The organism is Massilia sp. 2TAF26 (genome assembly GCF_052115005.1).
Taxonomy (GTDB): Bacteria; Pseudomonadota; Gammaproteobacteria; order Burkholderiales; family Burkholderiaceae_D; genus Telluria.
On the sequence record NZ_JBFRFV010000003.1, the window covers coordinates 150,832 to 173,103 of the forward strand.

Here is a 22,272-nt window from a genome sequence, read left to right on the forward strand (position 1 = left end):
GGATCGTGTCCCTGTAATGGTAGAGATCGTTTTCGGATTCGACTTCGGCGTGAAGCGCATCGGCATCGCGATGGGCAACACGCTGACTGGACAGGCACAGCCCTTGTCCGTCATCAAGGCCATCGACAACGCAACCCGTTTCAAGGTCATCGGCGAACTCATCGAGCAATGGAAGCCGGCGCTTCTCGTCGTCGGCGAGCCGCGCCATCCCGACGGCGCCGAGCACGAGATGACCCAGCGTTCGCGCCGCTTCGCCAACCAGCTGCACGGCCGTTTCAAGCTGCCCGTCGAGCTGGTCGACGAACGCTACTCGTCGGCCGTGATCCCCGCCAAGCGCGGCGAGATCATCGACGCCAAGGCCGCCGCCATCATTTTGCAACAATACTTTGACGACCATGCCAACAACTATTGAAACTCCGGACTTCGATGCGGAGGCCCTGTACCGGACCCTGCTCGAGCAGCTGCGCGCCGGGCTTGCCGGCCTGCCCGATGCCGCCATCGTCGGCATCCATTCGGGCGGCGCCTGGCTGGCCGAACGGCTCGCCGCCGACCTCGGCCTGCAAAACCGCCTGGGCTTCATCGACGTCTCGTTCTACCGCGACGACTATGCGAAGAAGGGCCTGCACCCGGACGTGAAGCCGACCCGCATCGACTTCAATGTCGACGGCGCGGCCATCGTGCTGGTCGACGACGTCCTGTACACCGGCCGCACGGTGCGCGCCGCGATCAACGTGCTGTTCGACTACGGCCGCCCGCAGCGCATCATGCTGGCGGCGCTGGCCGACCGTGGTGGCCGCGAGTTGCCGGTCGCCGCCGATTTCGTCGGCTCCCACGCCACGCTCCAAGCCGGCCAGTCGCTGTCCCTGTCGCGCGACGCCGCCGGCCAACTCTCGCTCACGATCGAAGACGACAATGCATAACCCGCAACTCAACAAGAACGGCGAGCTGCAGCACCTTCTCACCATCGAAGGCCTGCCCAAGTCCATCATCAACCACATCCTCGATACCGCATCGAGCTTCGTGAGCATCTCCGACCGCGAGGTCAAGAAGGTGCCTCTCATGCGCGGCAAGAGCGTGTTCAACCTGTTCTTCGAGAACTCGACCCGCACCCGCACCACCTTCGAGATCGCCTCGAAGCGCCTGTCGGCCGACGTCATCAACCTGAACATCGCGGCTTCCTCGACCAGCAAGGGCGAGTCCCTGCTCGACACCATCGACAACCTGGCGGCCATGCATGCCGACATGTTCGTGGTGCGCCACTCGCAGTCCGGCGCGCCCTACCTGATCGCCAAGCACCTGAACGACACCAGGCAGAACCACGTGCACGTGGTGAACGCCGGCGACGGGCGCCATGCGCACCCGACCCAGGGCCTGCTCGACATGTACACCATCCGCCACTATAAAAAGGACTTCACCAACCTGCGGGTGGCGATCGTCGGCGACATCCTGCACAGCCGGGTGGCGCGTTCGGACATCCACGCGCTGACCACGCTGGGCGTGCCGGAAGTGCGCGCCATCGGTCCGCACACCCTGCTGCCGGGCGGCCTGGAACAGATGGGCGTGCGCGTCTTCACGAACATCGAAGAAGGCCTGAAGGACGTCGACGTGATCATCATGCTGCGCCTGCAGAATGAACGCATGTCGGGCGCGCTGCTGCCTTCGGCCGGCGAATACTTCAAGAGCTACGGCCTGACCCCGGAACGCCTGGCGCTGGCCAAGCCGGACGCGATCGTGATGCACCCGGGCCCCATCAACCGCGGCGTCGAGATCGATTCCAGGGTGGCGGACGGCGCGCAGGCGGTGATCCTGCCGCAGGTGACGTTCGGCATCGCCACGCGCATGGCGGTGATGAGCATTCTGGCAGGTACTCACGGATGAACTCGGGCATGAAACTACATATCAAGAACGGCCGGGTGATCGACCCGGCAAACGGCATCGACGCCGTACAGGACCTTTTCATCGCTGACGGCAAGATCGCCGCCGTGGGCAGCGCGCCGGAAGGCTTTGCCGCCGAGCGCACCATCGACGCCGGCGGCCTGGTGGTGGCGCCCGGCCTGGTGGACCTGTCCGCGCGCCTGCGCGAGCCGGGCTACGAATACAAGGCGACGCTGGAATCGGAAATGCAGGCGGCGGTGCAGGGCGGCGTGACCACCCTGGTCTGCCCGCCGGACACCGACCCGGTGCTCGACGAGCCAGGCCTGGTCGAGATGCTCAAGCACCGCGCGCGCATCCTGAACCAGGCCAATGTGCATCCGCTCGGCGCGCTGACCGTCGGCCTGAAGGGCAAGGCCCTGACCGAGATGGCCGAGCTGACCGAGGCCGGCTGCATCGGCTTTGCCCAGGCCGAGGAGCCGATCGAGGACACCACGGTGCTGCTGCGCGCCCTGCAGTACGCCAAGACCTTCGACTACACGGTCTGGCTGCGTCCGCAGGACCCGCACATCGGCCGCGGCGGCATCGCCCACGCCGGCCCGCTGGCCTCGCGCATGGGCCTGTCCGGCGTGCCGGTGATGTCCGAGACCATCGCCCTGCACACCATCTTCGAACTGATGCGCGCGACCGGCGCACGCGTGCACCTGTGCCGCATCTCGTCCGCCGCGGCGCTGGACCTGATCCGCGCGGCCAAGCGGGAAGGCCTGCCGGTCACCTGCGACGTCGGCGTGCACCACCTGCACATGACCGATGCCGACATCGGCTTCTTCGACCCGAACGCGCGCCTGACCCCGCCGCTGCGCAGCCAGCGCGACCGCGAGGCGATCCGCGCCGCACTGCTGGACGGCACCATCGATGCCGTCTGCTCCGACCACACCCCGGTCGACGACGACGAGAAGCTGCTGCCCTTCGCCGAAGCCTCGCCCGGCGCCACCGGCCTGGAACTGCTGCTGTCGCTGATGCTGAAGTGGGCCGAAGACCAGCACGGCCAGGCCGATGCGCTGCCCCGGGCGATCCGCAAGATCACCGCCGATCCGGCGCGCACGGCCGGCCTGTCGGCGGGCACGCTGTCGGTCGGCGCCAGCGCCGACGTGGTGCTGTTCGATCCGCAGGCGCGCTGGCTGGTTGCGCCGTCGGCGCTGGCCAGCCAGGGCAAGCACACGCCTTTCCTCGGCTACGAGCTCTCCGGCCAGGTAAAGGCGACCGTCGTCGCCGGCCACCTTGCCTGGGAGCGTTGAGCAGCGCCCCCACGGTGTGAAGATCCGGCTCGCGTGGCGCCTCGCGCGCATCGTACTCCATCTGTTGCAAGGCCTGGTTACCTGCGCGCTGGTGTTCCCCTGGGCCGGCGCGCCGCTGCGCGAGCGCCTGGTACGGCACTGGTCGGCGCGCCTGCTGGGCATCTGCCGGGTGGAGCTCGAGCGGGGCGGAGAGGGCATGCCGCTGCAGCACGCGCTGATCGTGTCGAACCACATCTCCTGGCTCGACATCTTCGTCATCAATTCCCTGCACCCCTGCCGCTTCGTGGCCAAGGCCGAGATCCGCGCCTGGCCGGTGGTCGGCTGGCTGGTCGCGCAGGCCGGCACCGTGTTCATCGCGCGCGGCAACCGGCGCGACCTGCGCCACATCTTCAAGGGACTGGTGGACGCGCTGGCCCAGCACCAGAGGGTGGCCTTCTTCCCGGAAGGGACCACGGCCAGCCAGGGCAGCCTGCTGCCTTTCCACGCCAACCTGTTCGAAGCGGCGATCGACGCCCGGGTCCCGGTGCAGCCGGTGGCGCTGTCCTACCTCGACGCCCGCGGTGACTGGCATCCCGCCGTGGACTACACCGGTGAGACCACGTTCGTGGACAGTATCTTCCGCATCCTGGGCGGCGAGCCGGTGCGGGCGCGGGTGGCTTGCCTGGCGCCGATCGAGACGCAGGGGGCGCACCGGCGCGAGCTTGCGCGGGCGGCGCATGATGCGATTGCGGGTTCGCTTGGGGTGGCGGTAGTCGAGAAATAGAACGTCATTCCCCTTTCGCGGGGGTGACGTGCAGGAGCCAGCGAAGGCTTCATTTTTTACCGCTATGCTCCCGATACGCGGGACAATCCACCTGCAGCAAAGTCCGGTCATCCAGGCACACCGCAGTCAGCTTCCCACCCCACACGCAACCGCTGTCCAGGCCCACCAGATTCGGACGCAGCACCAGGCCCAGCGCCGACCAGTGGCCGAACACCACGGTGACGTCGGCGGTGCGGCGGCCCGGCACGTCGAACCAGGGCAGCAGGTCCGAACCGTCCGGTCCCTTGTCGCTTTCCTTGTGCTGGAAGTCCATGCGGCCGCTTGGGTCGCACAGGCGCATGCGGGTGAGGGCGTTGACGATGCAGCGCAGGCGGTCGATGCCGGTCAGCGCCTCGTCCCAGCGGTCCGGTTCGTTGCCATACATTTGCGCCAGGAAGTCGGTCCAGCCGTCGCCGCGCAGCACCGCCTCGACCTCGGCCGCCAGCCGCATGGTCTGCTCCGCAGTCCATTGCGGCGGCACGCCGGCGTGGACCAGCAAATGCGCATCGACGAACATCGCCAGTGGGCGCCGGCGCAGCCAGGCGATCAGTTCGTCGCGGTCGGGCGCGGCCAGGATCTCGTCCAGGGTATCCGAGCGGCTGGTCTTCTGGACTCCGGCCGCCACCGCCAGCAGGTGCAGGTCGTGGTTGCCGAGCAGGGCTTCGACCCGGCCGCCGCTGGCTTCGGACAGCGTCTTCATGCGCCGCAGCGCAGTCAGCGATTCCGGACCGCGGTTGATCAGGTCGCCGACGAAAAGAACGCGCGCTTCCTCCATCGAGTGCGCATCGGCGGCAATACGTTCCAGCAGCAGGCCGGCTTCATGGGCGCAACCCTGCAGGTCGCCAATCACATAAGTTTTCATCATGAAGCCATACTAATGTATTTGGACGAATTGATGCAGGGCCGTCATGAGTTCATTTCTAAATGTAACTAGTCGACCGCTGCCTGGCGGTGCCGGGGAAAATACCGATCTCCGTCAATCGGAACAGGACATGCGCGCGTAAACTGCTCGGTTCCGGGACGCTTCGCTTAATCCAGTACAATGGCGTTTTGCCGCAGCCTGCATCGAATAGGTGTAAGGAAGCGGAAGCCAGCACAATATTCGGGCCCGGTGCGCGGCTTGCATGCGGATTGCCTGGTCGGCTATTGCATTTGAAGAATAATAAATGTTTTCATTCCTTGTGAGCTTTGTCTCCTCTGCACTGCTGACCCTGCTGGTCATCAAGCATTCGAAATTGCATGGACCTGCGCTCGACAACAATTTCAGCGGTGTCCAGAAGGTCCATTTGCACGACGTGGCGAGGATCGGCGGCCTGCCGATTTTCCTGGCGGTTGCCATCAGTGCGGGCATTTCGGTATGGCGCCAGCCCTCCCTCGGTTATTGGCTGCTGGCGCTGCTGGTGTGCTCCTCGATCGCCTTCGCCGGCGGAATCGTCGAAGACTATACCGGCAAGGTGAGGCCGTCGCGGCGACTGGTATTAACCATGATCGCGGCCCTGTTCGGATATCTGGTACTGGACGCGAAAATCGCGCGGCTGGATATGCCGTTCATGAGCTGGAGTCTGCTCTCGCCATGGATCGTGCTGCCGCTGACGGTGCTGGCGGTGGCCGGGATCGCGAATGCGGTGAATATCATCGACGGCTTCAATGGCTTGGCCAGCGTGGTCACGATATTCATGCTGGTATCGCTGGCGTATGTCGCCATGCAGGTGGGCGACATGTTCATCGTGGTGGCGGCGCTGACGGTGGCCGGCGCGACCGCGGGTTTCCTCATCTGGAATTATCCGGTCGGCCTGATCTTCCTCGGTGACGGCGGCGCCTACTTCATCGGTTTCATGCTGGGCGAACTGGCCCTGCTGCTGGTGATGCGCAATCCCTCGGTGTCGACCTGGTATGCGGCGTTACTGTTGATTTATCCGGCTTTCGAAACCCTGTTTTCTGCCTATAGGCGCATGTTTGTACGGGGAAAATCTCCCGCAATGCCAGACGGTATTCACCTGCATAGCCTGATTTTCCGGCGCATCGTTCAATGGACGGTCGGTCGCAAGGAAGCGCGCGCACTCATGAAAAGAAACGCCCGTACTTCTCCTTACCTGTGGCTGTTTTCATTGACTGCGGTTATTCCGGCAACCGTGTTCTGGCGGAATACAGGCGCCCTGATATTCTTCTGTTTGTTGTTCATTATCAGTTACGTTTGGTTGTACGCGCGTATTGTTCGATTCAAGTCCCCGCGCTGGCTGATTTGGAACAAAAAGAACTAACAGATTATTGCAAATGGTGTATATTGCGACAATTGGTGAGATTTCGATAAAATCTGTTTCAACTTAACATTGATAAAGGAACGATGATGGATCTGTCTAATATGTCCTTGGGCGATTTGCGTAACCTGCAGGAGCAGATCAAGCAGGAAATGAAACAGCGTGAACAGCAGGAAGTACAAAAAGCTCGCGAACAGATCATTGCGATCGCGCAAAGCGTTGGCGTTCCCCTGAAAGACCTGATCGCCACTGGTGGCCGCGGCGCCAAGGCCGGCGCCAAATCGGGTACGGGCTCGGTCGCCGTTCGTTATCGTAATCCGGACAATGAATCCCAGCAGTGGACCGGCCGTGGCCGTCAGCCGAAATGGGTGAAGGAATGGGTCGAAGGCGGTAAATCGCTGGACAAACTGCGCGTCTGATCCGAATCCCGCGCTCGCCGCCGCCTGATCAGCGGCGGCGGATTTCCGGCATCGATTCCGATTGCCGATCATTTCTGCCGTATCCCCGCATTACACCTCCCGCATTACATCTCCCGCTTTACACTCCCCGCGTTACACTTCCGATTTGCCGCCGCACGCCAGGGACGCATCGTTCCCAAGCCTCGTGCTTGCCATTACAATGAAGCTCTTTTTCCATCAAGGTATAGGCAATGGTCCCTCTCTCGAAAACGATCTTCAAGGCATACGACATCCGCGGCGTGCTCGATAGCACGCTCGACGCAGGCATCGCAAGGAAGATCGGGCAGGCCTTCGGCGCGGCAGCGCTGGCCAAGGGAGAGCGCAAGGTCGTGATCGGCCGCGACGGCCGCCTGTCCGGCCCCGCATTGGCGGCGGCATTGGCCGAGGGCCTGCGCGAAGCGGGCGTCGACGTGATCGACCTCGGCATGGTCGCCACGCCGATGGTGTACTTCGCCACCAATGTGCTGGACGCGCACAGCGGCATCATGGTCACCGGCAGCCACAACCCGCCGGATTACAACGGCTTCAAGATGGTGCTGGCCGGCGAAGCCATCTACGGCGACGCCATCCAGGCCCTCTACCAGTCCATCGAGCGCGGCGATTTCAAGCCGGCACCAAGCCAGGGTGCCTATGCCACCCACGATATCAAGGATGAATACATCCAGCGCATCGCCGGCGACGTCAAGATCGCCCGTCCGATCAAGATCGCGGTCGATGCCGGCAACGGCGTGGCCGGCGCCTTCGTCGGCGAGCTTTATCGCGCGATGGGCTGCGAGGTGACGGAACTGTTCTGCGAGGTCGACGGCCACTTCCCGAACCACCATCCGGACCCGGCGCATCCGGAAAACCTGGAAGACCTGATCGCCGCGGTGCGCGACGGCGACGCCGAGATCGGCCTGGCCTTCGACGGCGACGGCGACCGCCTCGGCGTGGTGACCAAGGATGGCCAGATCATCTTCCCGGACCGCCAGATGATGCTGTTCTCGGCCGACGTCCTGTCGCGCAACCCGGGCGCCGAGATCCTCTACGACGTCAAGTGCACGCGCCACCTCGGCCCCTGGATCGCCCAGCACGGCGGCCGCCCGCTGATGTGGAAGACCGGCCACTCGCTGGTCAAGGCCAAGCTGAAGGAAACCGGCGCCCCGCTGGGCGGCGAGATGAGCGGCCACATCTTCTGGAAGGACCGCTGGTTCGGCTTCGACGACGGCCTCTATACCGGCGCGCGCCTGCTCGAGATCCTGACCCGCTCGGCCGATCCGTCCGCCGTGCTGAACGCGCTGCCGAAGGCCAGCAGCACGCCGGAACTGCACCTGCACCTGCAGGAAGGCGAGAATTTCGCGCTGATCGAGAAGCTGCGCAAGGAGGCGCAATTCCCGGGCGCGCAGCAGGTGGTCGACATCGACGGCCTGCGCGTCGAGTATGCCGACGGCTTCGGCCTGGCGCGCGGCTCGAACACGACCCCGGTGGTGGTGCTGCGCTTCGAAGGCGAAACCCCGGAAGCCCTGGCGCGCATCCAGAAGGAATTCGCGCGCGTGATCCTGGCCGCCAAGCCCGACGCCAAACTGCCGTTCTGAGCGAGTCCAAGTTGAAGATCCTGCTGGTGCGGGTGTCGTCCCTCGGCGACGTCCTGCACAACCTGCCGATGGTGGCCGACATCCTGCGCCACCATCCGGACGCCCAGATCGACTGGGTGGTGGAAGAGGGCTATGTCAGCCTGGTGCGCCTGAACCCGCATGTGCGCAAGGTGATCCCGTTCGCGCTGCGGCGCTGGAAAAAGGGCTTGAAGGACAAGGCCGTGCGCGCCGAAGTGCGCGCCTTCTTCCGCGACCTGCGCGCGGAACAGTACGACTACGTGTTCGATACCCAAGGCCTGATCAAGACCGGCCTCGTGATGGCGGCCGCGCGCGTGGGCCGCGGCGGCCAGAAGATCGGCATGGCGAACGGCACCGAGGATTCCGGCTACGAGGGCGCCTCGCGCATCTTCCATACCCGCAGCATCCCGGTGGCGCTGCGCACCCATGCGGTCCAGCGCGGCCGCGAAATCGCCGCAGCAAGCCTCGGCTATGCGGCCGACACCCCGCCCGACTTCGGCCTGCCCGCGCCCGACCCAAGCCGGCGTCCGGACTGGATGCCGGCCGCGGATTACGCCGTGTTCTTCCATGGCACCGCGCGCGATGCCAAGAAGTGGGCGCCTGCCAACTGGATCGCGCTGGGCCAGGCGCTGGCGCCCATGACGATTCTGCTGCCCTGGGGCTCGCCGAAGGAGAAGGAAGAAGCCGAGCGCCTGGCCGCCGCGCTGCCGAATGCGCGCGTGCTGCCGAAGCTGTCGATGATGGACGCGGTCGAGCTGGCCCGCCACGCGGCGCTGGCGGTCGGCGTCGATACCGGCCTGACCCACATCGCCGCCGCTTTCGTCCGGCCGACGGTCGAGATCTACTGCGATTCGCCGCGCTGGAAGACCGAGGGCAACTGGTCGCCGCGCATCGTGAATCTCGGCGATACCGGCCAGCCGCCCTCCAGCGACGAGGTCATCGCCGCCGCGCGGCGCCTGCTGGAGCAAGCGCGATGAGACTGCTGTATTCCCTGCTGTGGTGGCTGGCGCTGCCGCTGGTGCTGGGCCGCCTGTGGTGGCGCGGACGCCGGGAGCCCGGCTACCGCCAGCACCTGGGCGAACGCCTCGGCTTCTACGGCCCCAAGCCGGGGCCCGACCGGCAGCTGAAACGCACCATTATGGTGCATGCGGTGTCGGTCGGCGAAACCCGTGCCGCCGAGCCGCTGGTCGAAGCCCTGCTGCGCGAATGGCCGGCCTGCCGCATCCTGTTGACCCACATGACGCCGACCGGGCGCGCCACCGGCAAGGCGCTGTTCGGCAAACACGGCGATCGCGTGGTCCAGTCCTTCCTGCCCTACGATACCGGCTTCATGGTCGGGCGCTTCCTGCGCCATTTCGAGCCCTCGATCTGCATCCTGATGGAGACGGAAGTGTGGCCGAACCTGGTTGCCGTCTGCGATCGCTACGAGGTGCCGGTGGCGCTGGTGAACGCCCGCCTGTCGGAGCGCTCGCTGCGGCGCGGGAAGCAGTTTGGCGGACTGATGATGGAAGCGGCGCGCGGCATCACCCTGGCCGCGGCCCAGACCGAGGCGGATGCGGCCCGCATCGCCTCGCTGGGCGCGCCCGAGGTCGCCGTCACCGGCAGCATCAAGTTCGACGTGGTGCCGCCGGAAAGCGCGCTGCAGGCCGGCGCCATGCTGCGTTCGCGCTTCGTCGAGCGTCCGGTGCTGCTGTGCGCCTCGACCCGCGAAGGCGAGGAGGCGCTCATCCTCGACGCCTGGCGCGCGCTGGCCGCTGACCTGGCCAATAAGCCGCCGGGCATGCTGCTCCTGCTGGTGCCGCGCCATCCGCAGCGCTTCGACGAGGTCGCGCGCATGGTAGAGGAACGCGGCCTGAGCCTGGCGCGCAGGTCGGCCTTGCCCGAGCGCGTCGATGCCGACGTGCTGCTGGGCGATTCGATGGGCGAGATGTTCGCCTATTACGCGGCCTGCGACTGCGCCTTCATCGGCGGCAGCCTGATGCCGCTGGGCGGCCAGAACCTGATCGAAGCCTGCGCCGTCGGCAAACCGGTGTTGGTCGGCGAACACACCTTCAACTTCCTGCAGGCCACGGATGAGGCCGTCGGGGCCGGCGCGGCCCTGCGTGTGCCCGATGCCGGCGCGCTGATGAGCGAAGCCGCCCGCCTGCTGGGCGACGGCGCCGCCCGTGCGCGCATGGGCGAGCAGGCGCTGGCATTCGCTGGACGCCATCGTGGCGCGACCGCGCGCACTGTTGAACTCTTGCGACAACTTATTGCATAGCTTTTGTTACCATTCTCTTTAGCTTGGTAAACGAAAGGGGATGCACATGTTGTGGTCTAATCGTGCGCGAGCGGGCGGCAACGTGGATGGCGGCGCCGCGCTCATGGACGCGCCTGAAATGAGGGATCTTGGAGCCGACGCAATGCCGCCGGCGCCGATTCCGGTAGTGCATCCACCCGCAGCGCGTTACAGCCTGCATTTCTGGGTCCGCTACTCGCTGATGGAGTATGTACGCTTCATGTGGGAACACGGCGGCTACCTGATCCGCCGCCGCCGCATCCGCCGGCCGATGGGCCTCTACCTGCGCATCAAGAGCACGCTGGCGGCCGCCACCCACTTCGTGCTGCTGCGCCGCGGCCGCCGCACCTACGAGTTCACCATCGACCAGCACGGCATCGTGCGCACCAGCGATACCGGTGTGACGCTGATCGGCTGGGACGACGTGGCGCGCATCCGTACTTACACGAACGGCTTCATGATGGTGCTCAAGCGCGGCACGCTGCCGATTCCCTTCCGCTGCCTGAGCTCGAAAGAGGTCGATGCGATGAAGGGAATCGCCGCGGCGCGCGCGGCGGGTGAGTTGCAGTTGCGCGGGTCGGTGTAAGTCGGGCATACAGCCCGGCTCACTCCGGGAACAGCACCGGCATCTCGATCGACCGCTTCCTGAGGCCCGCCTTGGCGCCCTCGTAATCCGGGAAGACGTCGCCCACCACGGCCCAGAATGCCGGGCTGTGGTTCATCTCGCGCAGGTGGGCCAGTTCGTGCACCACCACGTAATCCAGCAGCGCCAGCGGATAGTGGATCAGCTTCCAGTTCAGGCGGATGTTGCCGGCCACCGTGCACGAGCCCCAGCGCGTGCCGGCCGAGGACAGCGCGAACGCGCTATACCTCACGCCGACGCGCGGCGCATACAGGTCCAGGCGTTCGCGGAACAGCTTCCTGGCTTCGTCCTGGAACCACAGCTTGACCCGTTCGCGGATCTGCCATTCTTCCAGTCCCGGCGTCACACCGAGGCGCAGCTCGCGCAAATCCGCATCGAACACGCAGTGGCTGCGTGCGGCCGGCTCCAGGCGCAGCACGACATCAAAGCCCAGGTAGGGAAGGCAGGCGCCGTCGACCCATTCGACCGGCGGCTGCTTCCCGCGCATGCTGCGCCGCTCGCTGCGTTCGAACAGCTTGGTGAGGATCCAGTTCTGCTTGGCGCGGATGGCGCGTTCGACGTCGTCCATCGGTGCACGCCGCGGCGAGGTCACGTGCAGGCCGTCGTCGCTGATCATGAAGCCGTGGGAGCGCCGCGCCGAGCGGCGCAGCACGTAGTGGACGGTGTGGGAGCCGAGCTGGATCTTGCGCAGCGGTCCGTCGTTCGGACCAACCGGCGGAATCGGCAGGGTGCGGGTCGGCGCGGGCGGCGCCTTGAACAGCGGGACCGGCGGCTTGGGCGCCGCCGGTGGCGATGCGACGGGTTTGAGCGCCGCAAAAAATTCTTGCGCAAACAGCTCGAGCTGTGTCGCGTCGATCTTCGGGGAGGTCATGGAGGGCTGCAGCGTTGGTACTCTGGATGGTGCTGTGGTCTGCTCGCCCAGTTCGTCCAGGTACCTCAGTAGGCGTGGGGCGAAATGACGCGCATTTCCGATTCTATCCAATTTTCGACCTCTTGCATCAGACTGTCGGGAGTGTGGTTTTCCGGCGATATCGGCTTGCCAATCGAGACCGTGATCAGGCCCGGACGCTTGATGAACGAGTTCTTGGGCCAGCATTCGCCCGAATTGTGCGCGATCGGCACGACCACGGCGCCGGTGGCGATCGCCAGGCGCGTGCCGCCGCTCTTGTACTGGCCTTTCTGGCCGACCGGGATGCGGGTCCCTTCCGGGAACATGATGATCCACTGGCCGTCGGCCAGGCGGCGCTTGCCGTGCCGGATCACGTCGGCGAAGGCGCGCTTGCCGCGCTTGCGGTCGATCGGGATCATGCGCAGCAGCGCCATGGCCCAGCCGAAAAAGGGGATGTACAGGATTTCCTTCTTGAAGACGAACACCAGCGGGTGCGTCATGTTCGGCAGCAGGAAGATGGTCTCCCACGCCGACTGGTGCTTCGACAGCAGGATCGCCGGGCCTTGCGGCAGGTTGTCGTAGCCCTTGAATTCATAGCGGATGCCGCACAGGACCTTGGCGAGCCAGATGACGAAGACGTTCCAGCGCGAGGTCACCCAGAAGCGCGTGTTGTACTTGAAGGGCGCGGCGAGGAAGCAGACGCAGGCCCAGACCACGGTGGCGACGATCATGACAATCGTGAACAACAGGGAGCGCAGGAACAGGATGGCAGTACGCAAGGAACAGTCTCCGGATGGATCGGCAATGGTTGTTGCTCAGCTCAGCTTAGCAGATCAGGCGGCTGCTGGGCTAGAGGCAGGTTGCTTGAGGAAGGCGGTGACCATCGCCGCCAGGTCCGGGAAGACCTGGGTGCCGGGCGGCAGGCCGCCGGTGGCATAGGTCTTCTCGCCCTTGCCGGTCAGGACCAGGTAGGGAGAGCAGCCGCTGATGAAGCCGGCCTGCAGGTCGCGCAGCGAGTCGCCGACGGTCGGCACGCCCTTCAGGCTGAGCTTGAAGCGCTTGCTGATCTCCTCGAACATGCCGGCCTTCGGCTTGCGGCAGTCGCAATTGTCGATCGCCGCATGCGGGCAGAAGAAGATGGCGTCGATGTCGGCGCCGACCAGCTGCGCCGCCGCGTGCATCTTCTGGTGGATGGCGTTCAAGGCGGTGATGTCGAACAGTTCGCGCGCGATGCCGGACTGGTTCGAGGCCACCACCACGCGGTAGCCGGCCTGGTTCAGGCGTGCGATCGCCTCGAGCGATCCCGGGATCGGGATCCACTCGGCCGGCGACTTGATGAACTCGGGGGAGTCGTGGTTGATGACTCCGTCCCGGTCGAGAATGATCAGCTTCATGGTGCGTCTTGCCTATGCCGCCAGTTTGGAGATGTCGGCCACGCGGTTCATCATGCCGTGCAGGATCGCCAGCAGGGCCAGGCGGTTGTTGCGCAGCTTGACGTCTTCGGCCATCACCATCACGTCGTTGAAGAAGGCGTCGACGTCGTCGCGCAGCTGGGCCAGGGTCTTGAGCGTGCCGCTGAAGTCGCCGCGCGCGAAGGCGGCATCGACTTCCGGCTGCACGCGCTGCACGCTGGCGTACAGCTGCTTCTCGGCCTCGTCCTGCAGCAGGGCGGGGTCGACCGAACCCGCTTGCGCCAGCGCTTCCTCGTTCTTCTTTAGGATGTTGGTGATGCGCTTGTTGGCGGCCGCCAGCGAAGCGCTTTCCGGCAGCGCGGCGAAGGCCTGCACGGCTTCCAGGCGCTGCACCACGTCGTCGACGCGGTCCGGGTTCTGGGCCAGCACCGCTTCCACCTCGTTCGGCGAGAAGCCGCGGTCGCGCAGCATGCCGCGCAGGCGGTCCAGCATGAAGGCACCGACTTCCACGCTCGGGTCCTTGAAGGACGCCATGTAGTCGAACACGCCGGTGGCGTCCTTCAGCAGCTCGGAGATACCCAGCGGCAGGCGCTTCTCCACCAGCATGCGCATCACGCCCAGGGCGTGGCGGCGCAGCGCGAAGGGATCCTTCTCGCCGGTCGGCTGCAGGCCGATCGACCAGATGCCGACCAGGGTTTCCAGCTTGTCCGCCAGCGCCACGGCCAGGCCGGTATTCGTCGACGGCAGGGCGTCGCCCGAGAAGCGCGGCTGGTAGTGTTCGGAGGCGGCCAGCGCCACTTCCTCGTTCTCGCCGTCGTTGCGGGCGTAATAGGTACCCATGATGCCCTGCAGTTCCGGGAACTCGCCGACCATGTCGGTCAGCAGGTCGGCCTTGGCCAGCTGGGCGCCGCGCTCGGACAGTAGCACGTCGTAGCCCAGGCGGCGCGCGATGGCGCCGGCCAGGCGGGTGACGCGCTGGGTACGTTCGGCCTGGGTGCCAAGCTTGTTGTGGTAGACCACGTTGGCCAGCAGCGGCAGGCGCGATTCCAGCGACTTCTTCTTGTCCTGCTCGAAGAAGAACTTGGCGTCCGACAGGCGCGGGCGTACCACGCGCTCGTTGCCGCCGACGATGGCGCTCGGGTCATCGGTCTCGATATTGGACACGATCAGGAAGCGCGAGCGCAGCTTGCCGGCGCTGTCCGTCAGCGCGAAGTACTTCTGGTTGGTCTGCATGGTCAGGATCAGGCATTCCTGCGGCACCGACAGGAACACGTCCTCGAAGCGGCATTCGTAGACCACCGGCCATTCGACCAGGGCCGCCACTTCGTCCAGCAGCGATTCCGGCATCAGCACCTGGTCGCCGCCGGCCTTGGCCAGCAGCTGGGTGCGGATGGTGTCCTTGCGGTCTTCCGGGCTGGCGACCACCTTGCCCTGGTCCTTCAGCACGGCGGCGTACTGGTCGGCGTGTGCGATGTCGAAGGGCTGGCCGTCCGACAGGAAGCGGTGGCCGAGGGTGGCGCGGCCGCTGGCCAGGCCGAGCAGCGACAGCGGCACCACGGCCTCGCCGTGCAGGGCCAGCAGGGAGTGGACCGGGCGCACGAACTGCACGGTATCGCCGCTTGGCCGCTGGTAGCTCATCACCTTCGGGATCGGCAGCTTGGCGACGGTTTCCTCCAGCACCGGCTGCAGGCCGTCGGCCAGCTTGCTGCCCGGGGCGGTATGGCTGTAGAAGAAGCTCTCGGCCTTGCCGTCCTGGGCGCGTTCCAGGTCTTCGATCTTCAGGTCGGGGAAGCCCAGCGCGGCCAGCTTCTTGGCCAGCGGCGCGGTCGGCTTGCCGTCCTTGTCCAGGGCCACCGCAACCGGCAGCACTTTTTCGCGGATCGCCTTGTCCGGCGAGGTCGGGCGCACGTTCGTGATCGACACGGCCAGGCGGCGCGGGGTGGCATAGGCGGTGACGACGCTTCCGGCGTCGAGGAAGTCGCGGGCCTTCAGGCCATTGGCGATGCCGTTCGCAAAAGCGGCGCCCAGTTTGACGAGGGCCTTCGGCGGCAGCTCTTCGGTCTGCAGCTCAATCAGCAAGGTCTGAGCGAGTAGGGTCTGGTTCATGGTCTTCTATTCTTTGTTCTGGGCTTAGCCGACTTTGACGTCTTCGGCATTCACATCTTTTCCAGTTCGCGCCTCGGCGGCCCCCAGCATCGGGAAACCGAGCTTCTCGCGCGAGTCGTGATAGGCCTGGGCGACCATGCGCGACAGCGTGCGCACGCGGCCGATGTAGGCGGCGCGTTCGGTGACGGAAATCGCACCGCGCGCGTCCAGCAGGTTGAAACTGTGCGACGCCTTCATGATCTGCTCGTAGGCCGGCAGGGTCAGCTCCAGTTCGATCAGGCGCTTGGCCTCGCTCTCGTGGTTATTGAAGGCCTGGAACAGCAGTTCGGTATTCGAGTGCTCGAAGTTGTAGGTCGACTGTTCGACTTCGTTCTGGTGGAAGACGTCGCCGTAGGACAGGCGCTTGGTTACCGGTTCGCCGGCCGCCCCGTTTTCTTCCCACTCGGTCCAGACCAGGTCGTACACGTTCTCGACGCCCTGCAGGTACATCGCCAGGCGTTCAATGCCGTAGGTGATCTCGCCCAGCACCGGCTTGCAATCGAGGCCGCCGACCTGCTGGAAGTAGGTGAACTGGGTCACCTCCATGCCGTTCAGCCAGACTTCCCAGCCCAGGCCCCAGGCGCCCAGGGTCGGGCTTTCCCAGTCGTCCTCGACGAAGCGGACGTCGTTCTTCTTGAGGTCCAGGCCCAGCGCGGCCAGCGAGCCGAGGTAGAGGTCGAGGATGTTTTCGGGCGCGGGCTTGAGCACCACCTGGTACTGGTAATAGTGCTGCAGGCGGTTCGGGTTCTCGCCGTAGCGGCCATCCTTCGGGCGGCGCGAAGGCTGCACGTAGGCGGCGCGCCAGGGCTCGGGGCCGATCGCGCGCAGGAAGGTGCCGGTATGGAAGGTGCCCGCGCCGACTTCCATGTCGTACGGCTGGAGCAGGGCGCAACCTTGCTTGTCCCAGTAGGTTTGCAAGGTCAAAATGATTTGTTGGAATGTAAGCATTTTTGGGCGTGGAGCTAAATATCGGCGTCGGGCACGCTGGCCGCGACCGCGGTGAGTTTGCTAAAAGGCCAATTTTAGCGGGTTTTCACGGCTGACTCGAAACGAATCGCGAAATCAGCCGGCGGTTTGGTCACTTTTCTTCGGCATCCGGCGCGAACGTCCGGTCAGCCAGGCGCCCAGCAGCATCAGGGCGCCGAGCGCCAGGAAGGCCAGATTGCCGAAGCGGATATACGGCGTGCTGCCGGCCATGCCCTGCACCCTGGCCGTCAGGACGTCCTGGCGGTAGTAGGGAATCACCTGCTGGACATTGCCGCGGCCGTCGATGATGGCGGTGGCGCCGTTGTTCGTCGCGCGCAGCATCGGTCGCCCGGTCTCGAGCGAGCGCATGCGCGAGATCTGCAGGTGCTGCGGGATCGCCACCGACTCGCCATACCAGGCCAGGTTCGACACGTTCAGCAGCAGCGTGGCCGGACGGGGGGCGTCGCGCAGCTGCCTGGCGATCTCTTCGCCGAACACGTCTTCGTAGCAGACGTTGGGCAGCACCAGCTGGTCCTTCACGGCAAACGGCGCCTGCACCGCCTGGCCGCGGGTGAAGTCGCCCAGCGGGATGTTCATCAGGTTCGTGAACCAGCGGAAGCCGGCCGGGATGAATTCGCCGAAAGGCACCAGGTGGTGCTTGTCGTAGCGGTAGGTCTGGCCCTGCGGACCGATGCCGGCCACGCTGTTGGCATAGGCGTCGGGACCGTCGGCCAGCGGGATGCCGAACATGAGGAAGCTGCCGCTGCGCTTCGCATAGTCGCCAAAGCCGGCCAGATAGTCCGGCGGCAGCTGTTGCGGGAACACGGGAATGGCGGTCTCCGGCGCGGCGATCAGGTCGGCCGGCGCGGCCGTGATCATGTCGCGGTAGCGCGTCAGGATCTGGTTCAGGTAGGCGGAGGCGAATTTCTCGTCCTGGCGGATGTCCCCCTGCAGCAGGCGCACGCTGATCGGCTGGCCGGCCGGATGGGTCCACTCCACGTGGCCGAGGCCCCAGCCGGCAAGCAGCACGCCGGCCGCCAGGCCGAGCGCCGGCAGGCGTCGGCGCTGGGTCAGCATCACCAGGCAGGAGGCGCACAGGGCCACCAGCACGCCGATGCCGTAGACGCCGAGGATGGGCGCGAAACCGGCGAGGGGCGCGGTGTTGTGCGCATAGCCGGAAGCGGCCCAGGGAAAGCCGGTGAAGACCCAGCCGCGCATCCATTCCGACACGCCCCACAGCACCGGGAATACCAGCAGCAAGAAGGCCGGCACCGGCAGCGACCAGCGCTTGCGCAACCAGCTCGAGGCGCCTGCCGCGAACGCTGCGAACAGGCCCATGTAGAGACCGAGCAGGGCGATGGCGGCGGCCGACAGCGGCGCGGCCAGGCCGCCGAAACGGTTCAGGGCGATATACAGCCAGTGCATGCCGCCAATCGACCAGCCGAAGCCGAAAGCCCAGCCGAGCCACAGCGCACGGCGGGGCGAGCTGCCCATGCCGACCTGGTAGAAGAAGTAGGCCAGGCAGAGGAACTGCAGCGGCCACCAGCCGAAGGGTTCGAAGGAGAACAGGCTCGCCGCGCCGGCGATGGCGGCAAGGGCGAGGCCGATGGGGGAGGGGCGGGTGCCGCGCAGCGCCGGGTCGGGCGCGGTGGCGGTCTGGGTACGGCGGCGCAGGATCAAGCGTGGGTCCAATTCATTAGCTAATTTGTCGTTCCCGGCATTGCCGGAAACGACTCCCCGCCTGCGCGAGGACGACGACATTCAGTCGTGATCGGCGTCACCGTCGCGCGAAGGCAGCTTTTCGACCAGCAGTACATGGATCTGGCGCGCGTCGGCGCGCAGCACCTCGAAGCGCAGGTTGTCCAGGTCGAAGACCTCGCCCTTGTGCGGCATGCGGCCCAGGTGGCTGGCAACCAGGCCGCCGATGGTGTCGACGTCGTCCTCGGGCAGGTCGACCCCGATCTCTTCGTTGAACTGGTCGATCTCGGTGAGGGCCTTGACGCGCCAGCGCGGGCCGAACTGGCCTTCCTTGATCGACAGGACGTTGTCCTCTTCCTCGTCGAAGTCGTACTCGTCCTCGATGTCGCCGACGATCTGCTCCAGCACGTCCTCGATGGTGATCAGGCCGGCCACGCCGCTGTACTCGTCGACCACGATGGCCATGTGGTTGTGGTTCGCGCGGAAGTCGCGCAGCAGCACGTTCAGGCGCTTCGATTCGGGGATGAAGATGGCCGGGCGCAGCATGTCGCGCACGTCGAAGGATTCCTCGGCGTAGTAGCGCAGCAGGTCCTTGGCCAGCAGGATCCCGACCACCTTGTCGCGCTCGCCCTCGATGGCGGGGAAGCGCGAGTGCGCCGTCTCGAGCACGATCGGCAGCCATTCCTCGATCGGCTTGGTGATGTCGATGACGTCCATCTGCGAACGCGGGACCATGATGTCGCGCACCGACAGGTCGGATACCTGGAACACGCCCTCGATCATGGAGAGGGCATCGGCGTCGATGAGGTTGCGTTCGTGGGCGTCGTGCAGCACTTCGAGCAGCTCGGCGCGATTTTCGGGCTCGGGGGAGATCAGGGCGGTCAGCCGTTCGAACAGCGACCGGTGGGTTTTGACGTCGTTACGGACGTCAGCAGGGTGCTCGGGCATAGTTGGCGTGAAGCCGTTGTTGCGATGGGCATTAGGATACACCAAAAGCGCGGATGCCTGTTTTTTATGCAGCTCACCTAGCCCGGCGAATGTGTGCGCCCTTCTGTCCGCCGCTTGTCTTATAGTTGTTCATTCGCTACCGAAGGAGTTATTCATGCCCGCCCTGGACATCAACGGCACCACCACCAATCTCGACATCCCCGACGACATGCCCCTGCTGTGGGCCATCCGCGACGTGATGGGACTGACCGGCACCAAGTTCGGCTGCGGCGTCGCCCTGTGCGGCGCCTGCACCGTGCACCTGGACGGCCAGCCGATCCGCTCCTGCGTGACGCCCGTCTCGGCGGCGGCCGGCAAGAAGATCACGACCATCGAGGCGATCGGCAACGATCCGGTCGGAGCAAGGGTGCAGGACGCGTGGCGCCAGGTCGACGTGGTGCAGTGCGGCTACTGCCAGTCCGGCCAGATCATGTCGGCCACCGCGCTGCTGCAGGCTACGCCGAAGCCGAGCGACGCCGACATCGACAGCGCCATGGCCGGCAATATCTGCCGCTGCGGCACCTATGGACGGATCCGCAAGGCGATCAAGATCGCGGCCGGCATCCCGTCGCCCGCGGTGGCCCCGGCCGCCCAGCCGCAAGCACCCCGCAAGGCCTGAACCGAGGAGCGCACATGGAAACCAAGGAAAAAGTATCGGGTTCGCGCCGCGGCTTCATGAAAGCCGGCGCGGTGGCGGGCGGCAGCCTGGTGTTCGGCTTCTCGCTGTTCGGCTGTCATCGCACGGGTGACGGCAAGGATGGGCACAACGACCGCAAGGAGAAACCGTCCGAGACCGCGGTTGGCCAGGCCGCCACCGCGGCATCCGAGCCGGCCGGCCTGGCCCACGACGCCTTCATCCGCATCGACCGCGACGGCCTGGTCACCCTCATCATCCACAAGGTCGAGATGGGGCAGGGCACCTTCACCTCGATGCCGATGCTGCTGGCCGAGGAGCTGGGCGCCGACCTGTCGAAGGTGAAGCTGGAGCAGGCGCCGGCCGACAACAGCCTGTATGCCGATCCGATGCTGGGCGGCCAGGTAACCGGCGGTTCGACCTCGGTGCGCGGCGCCTGGAAGCCGCTGCGCGAGGCCGGCGCCAAGGTGCGCACGGTGCTGGTGCAGGCCGCCGCCCAGACCTGGAAGGTGGACGAGAAGGAGCTGAAGGTGGTCGGCGGCACCGTGCGCCACGATGCCTCGAACCGCTCGGGCCATTTCGGCGAATTCGTCGACGCCGCCTCGAAGCTGCAGTTCCCCAAGACCGTGACACTGAAGGACGCGGCCGACTTCACCCTGATCGGCAAGTCGATGAAGCGCCTGGATTCGCCGGTCAAGGTGAACGGCCAGGCCCTGTTCGGCATCGACGCGCGCCTGCCGGACATGGGCATCGCGGCGGTGATGGCCTCGCCGGTCACGGGCGGCAAGGTGGCGGCGGTGGACGAGCAGAAGGCGATGGCGGTCAAGGGCGTGCGCCAGGTGCTGCGCATCGAAGGCGCGGTGGCGGTCGTCGCCGACAATTTCTGGACCGCGAAACAGGGCCTGCTGGCCGCCGCGCCGCGCTTCGACGACGGCCCCAACGCCAAGGTCAGCACGGCCTCGATCGTGGCCGACATGGCCAAGGTCTCGCAGGGCACCGGGGCGATCGCCACCAACAAGGGCGATGCCCTGAAGGTGCTCGGCCAGGACGGCGGGCGCCGCATCGACGCCATCTACGAGATGCCCTTCCTGGCCCACGCGACCATGGAGCCGATGAACTGCACGGTCGACCTGCGCGCGGATGCCTGCGAGCTGTGGGTCGGCACCCAGGTGCCGGCGCTGGCGCAGGGAGCGGCGGCCAAGATCACCGGCCTGCCGCTCGAGAAGGTGAAGGTGCACAACCATTACCTGGGCGGCGGCTTCGGGCGGCGGCTGGAAGTCGACAACGTGATCCAGGCGGTGGCCTTCGCCAAGCTGGCCAAGGGGCCGCTGAAGGTCATCTGGACCCGCGAGGAAGACATCCAGCACGATATGTACCGCCCCTATTATTATGACCGCCTGTCGGCCAAGCTCGACGACAAGGGCATGCCGCTGGCCTGGTTCCACCGCGTGACCGGCTCCTCGATCATGGCGCGCTTCGCGCCGCCGATGGTCAAGAACGGCGTCGACCCGGACGCCGTGGAAGCCGCCGCCGACCTGCAGTACACGATTCCCGACATGCGGGTCGAGTACGTGCGCCACGAGCCGCCCGGCGTGCCGACCGCGTTCTGGCGCGGCGTCGGTCCGACCCACAATGTCTTCGTGGTCGAGAGCTTCATCGACGAGCTGGCGTATGCGAGCAAGACCGACCCGGTTGCGTTCCGGCGCGCGCTGCTGCAAAAGTCGCCGCGTACGCTGGCGGTACTGAACCTGGCGGCCGGGAAGGCGGGCTGGGGCCGGCCTTTGAGGCCGATCGCCGGCCGCAAGGTCGGCCGCGGCGTGTCGGCGCAGTTTGCCTTCGGCAGCTATATGTCGCAGGTGGCGGAAGTCTCGGTCGGCCCGGACGGCGACGTGCGCGTGCACCGCGTGGTGTGCGCGGTCGACTGCGGCCAGAACATCAACCCGGACACCATCATCGCCCAGATGGAAGGCGGCATCGTGTTCGGCGCCAGCGCCGCGCTGTGGGACGAGATCACCCTCGACAAGGGCCGGGTGCAGCAGACCAACTTCGGCGACTACCGCGTGATGCGGATGAACGAGGCGCCGACGGTGGAGGTGTACATCGTCAACAGCCACGACGAGCCGGGCGGGATCGGCGAGCCGGGGACCTCGGGGATTGCGCCGGCGATCGCGAATGCGGTGTTCGCGGCGACCGGCAAGCGGGTGCGGAAGCTGCCGATTGGGGAGCAGCTCAAGAAGGCTTGATAAGGCCTGTGGCCCGAAAACCGTCGTCCCCGCGAAGGCGGGGATCCAAGTTTAGCGGCGGATCGTAGAAACCTGGGTTCCCGCCTGCGCGGGAACG

21 protein-coding genes are annotated in these 22,272 nt (G+C 66.0%); 13 read left to right on the forward strand and 8 right to left on the reverse strand.

The genetic code is table 11. From position 1 onward, the window contains the following. The first annotated feature begins 16 nt into the window (after positions 1 to 16). The 5 genes from ruvX to AB4Z32_RS04355 are packed head-to-tail and all read left to right on the forward strand — an operon-like array spanning position 17 to position 3,933. Positions 17 to 412, forward strand: a complete 396-nt coding sequence (gene ruvX / locus AB4Z32_RS04335; protein ID WP_441934686.1) for a Holliday junction resolvase RuvX — start codon at positions 17 to 19, stop codon at positions 410 to 412. Further along, a complete protein-coding gene (pyrR, locus tag AB4Z32_RS04340) occupies positions 396 to 920 on the forward strand; it encodes a bifunctional pyr operon transcriptional regulator/uracil phosphoribosyltransferase PyrR (RefSeq protein WP_441934687.1) in 525 nt (174 codons plus the stop codon). The genes ruvX and pyrR overlap by 17 nt, the downstream gene beginning before the upstream one ends. Further along, the gene (locus AB4Z32_RS04345) at positions 913 to 1,878 is read left to right on the forward strand and encodes an aspartate carbamoyltransferase catalytic subunit (protein WP_441934688.1); all 966 of its coding nucleotides are present in this window, start codon (positions 913 to 915) and stop codon (positions 1,876 to 1,878) included. The genes pyrR and AB4Z32_RS04345 overlap by 8 nt, the downstream gene beginning before the upstream one ends. Before the next feature lie 8 nt (positions 1,879 to 1,886). Next, positions 1,887 to 3,170, forward strand: a complete 1,284-nt coding sequence (locus AB4Z32_RS04350) for a dihydroorotase (protein WP_441934689.1) — start codon at positions 1,887 to 1,889, stop codon at positions 3,168 to 3,170. Positions 3,171 to 3,186: 16 nt separating this feature from the next. Then, on the forward strand, positions 3,187 to 3,933 hold the full coding sequence (locus AB4Z32_RS04355; RefSeq protein ID WP_441934690.1) for a lysophospholipid acyltransferase family protein: 747 nt from the start codon (positions 3,187 to 3,189) through the stop codon (positions 3,931 to 3,933). 49 nt (positions 3,934 to 3,982) lie between these two features. On the opposite strand, the gene AB4Z32_RS04360 is transcribed toward AB4Z32_RS04355, so the two are convergent. After that, positions 3,983 to 4,834: a symmetrical bis(5'-nucleosyl)-tetraphosphatase gene (locus tag AB4Z32_RS04360; RefSeq protein ID WP_441934839.1), complete on the reverse strand. Its 852-nt coding sequence runs from the start codon at positions 4,832 to 4,834 to the stop codon at positions 3,983 to 3,985. 304 nt (positions 4,835 to 5,138) lie between these two features. On the opposite strand from AB4Z32_RS04360, the gene AB4Z32_RS04365 reads away from it, so the two are divergent. From AB4Z32_RS04365 to AB4Z32_RS04390, 6 genes are all read left to right on the forward strand, one after another. Next, positions 5,139 to 6,233, forward strand: coding sequence for an MraY family glycosyltransferase (locus AB4Z32_RS04365; RefSeq protein ID WP_441934691.1), 1,095 nt, complete (start codon positions 5,139 to 5,141; stop codon positions 6,231 to 6,233). A gap of 86 nt (positions 6,234 to 6,319) precedes the next feature. After that, entirely contained in the window at positions 6,320 to 6,649 is a 330-nt protein-coding gene (locus AB4Z32_RS04370; protein ID WP_441934840.1) for an H-NS histone family protein, read from the forward strand. A 230-nt stretch (positions 6,650 to 6,879) separates the two neighbouring features. Next, positions 6,880 to 8,262 (forward strand): phosphomannomutase/phosphoglucomutase, encoded by a 1,383-nt coding sequence (locus AB4Z32_RS04375; protein ID WP_441934692.1) that lies wholly within the window; start codon positions 6,880 to 6,882, stop codon positions 8,260 to 8,262. An 11-nt stretch (positions 8,263 to 8,273) separates the two neighbouring features. Then, entirely contained in the window at positions 8,274 to 9,257 is a 984-nt protein-coding gene (gene waaC, locus AB4Z32_RS04380) for a lipopolysaccharide heptosyltransferase I (RefSeq protein WP_441934693.1), read from the forward strand. Further along, positions 9,254 to 10,540, forward strand: a complete 1,287-nt coding sequence (waaA, locus tag AB4Z32_RS04385) for a lipid IV(A) 3-deoxy-D-manno-octulosonic acid transferase (RefSeq protein WP_441934694.1) — start codon at positions 9,254 to 9,256, stop codon at positions 10,538 to 10,540. Before waaC ends, waaA begins: the two co-directional genes overlap by 4 nt. Before the next feature lie 118 nt (positions 10,541 to 10,658). Beyond that, positions 10,659 to 11,144, forward strand: a complete 486-nt coding sequence (locus AB4Z32_RS04390; protein ID WP_441934695.1) for a YcxB family protein — start codon at positions 10,659 to 10,661, stop codon at positions 11,142 to 11,144. A gap of 19 nt (positions 11,145 to 11,163) precedes the next feature. Here the strand turns inward: AB4Z32_RS04390 and AB4Z32_RS04395 are convergent, their stop codons facing one another. From AB4Z32_RS04395 to AB4Z32_RS04425, 7 genes are all read right to left on the reverse strand, one after another. Beyond that, positions 11,164 to 12,072 carry a M48 family metallopeptidase gene (locus AB4Z32_RS04395; RefSeq protein WP_441934696.1) on the reverse strand — a complete coding sequence of 303 codons (909 nt, stop codon included), beginning with the start codon at positions 12,070 to 12,072 and terminating at the stop codon, positions 11,164 to 11,166. A gap of 65 nt (positions 12,073 to 12,137) precedes the next feature. After that, positions 12,138 to 12,869 (reverse strand): lysophospholipid acyltransferase family protein, encoded by a 732-nt coding sequence (locus tag AB4Z32_RS04400; protein WP_441934697.1) that lies wholly within the window; start codon positions 12,867 to 12,869, stop codon positions 12,138 to 12,140. 54 nt (positions 12,870 to 12,923) lie between these two features. After that, the gene (gmhB, locus tag AB4Z32_RS04405) at positions 12,924 to 13,484 is read right to left on the reverse strand and encodes a D-glycero-beta-D-manno-heptose 1,7-bisphosphate 7-phosphatase (RefSeq protein WP_441934698.1); all 561 of its coding nucleotides are present in this window, start codon (positions 13,482 to 13,484) and stop codon (positions 12,924 to 12,926) included. A 12-nt stretch (positions 13,485 to 13,496) separates the two neighbouring features. Then, positions 13,497 to 15,608 carry a glycine--tRNA ligase subunit beta gene (glyS, locus tag AB4Z32_RS04410; RefSeq protein WP_441934699.1) on the reverse strand — a complete coding sequence of 704 codons (2,112 nt, stop codon included), beginning with the start codon at positions 15,606 to 15,608 and terminating at the stop codon, positions 13,497 to 13,499. A 24-nt stretch (positions 15,609 to 15,632) separates the two neighbouring features. Further along, on the reverse strand, positions 15,633 to 16,595 hold the full coding sequence (gene glyQ, locus AB4Z32_RS04415; RefSeq protein WP_441934700.1) for a glycine--tRNA ligase subunit alpha: 963 nt from the start codon (positions 16,593 to 16,595) through the stop codon (positions 15,633 to 15,635). A gap of 114 nt (positions 16,596 to 16,709) precedes the next feature. Beyond that, a complete protein-coding gene (gene lnt / locus AB4Z32_RS04420) occupies positions 16,710 to 18,293 on the reverse strand; it encodes an apolipoprotein N-acyltransferase (protein WP_441934701.1) in 1,584 nt (527 codons plus the stop codon). Positions 18,294 to 18,374: 81 nt separating this feature from the next. Continuing rightward, positions 18,375 to 19,259 carry an HlyC/CorC family transporter gene (locus tag AB4Z32_RS04425; protein WP_441934702.1) on the reverse strand — a complete coding sequence of 295 codons (885 nt, stop codon included), beginning with the start codon at positions 19,257 to 19,259 and terminating at the stop codon, positions 18,375 to 18,377. A 154-nt stretch (positions 19,260 to 19,413) separates the two neighbouring features. Between AB4Z32_RS04425 and AB4Z32_RS04430 the strand changes: the two genes are divergently transcribed. Beyond that, a complete protein-coding gene (locus AB4Z32_RS04430) occupies positions 19,414 to 19,917 on the forward strand; it encodes a (2Fe-2S)-binding protein (RefSeq protein WP_441934703.1) in 504 nt (167 codons plus the stop codon). Positions 19,918 to 19,931: 14 nt separating this feature from the next. Next, entirely contained in the window at positions 19,932 to 22,175 is a 2,244-nt protein-coding gene (locus tag AB4Z32_RS04435; protein ID WP_441934704.1) for a molybdopterin cofactor-binding domain-containing protein, read from the forward strand. The last annotated feature ends 97 nt before the right edge of the window (positions 22,176 to 22,272 follow it).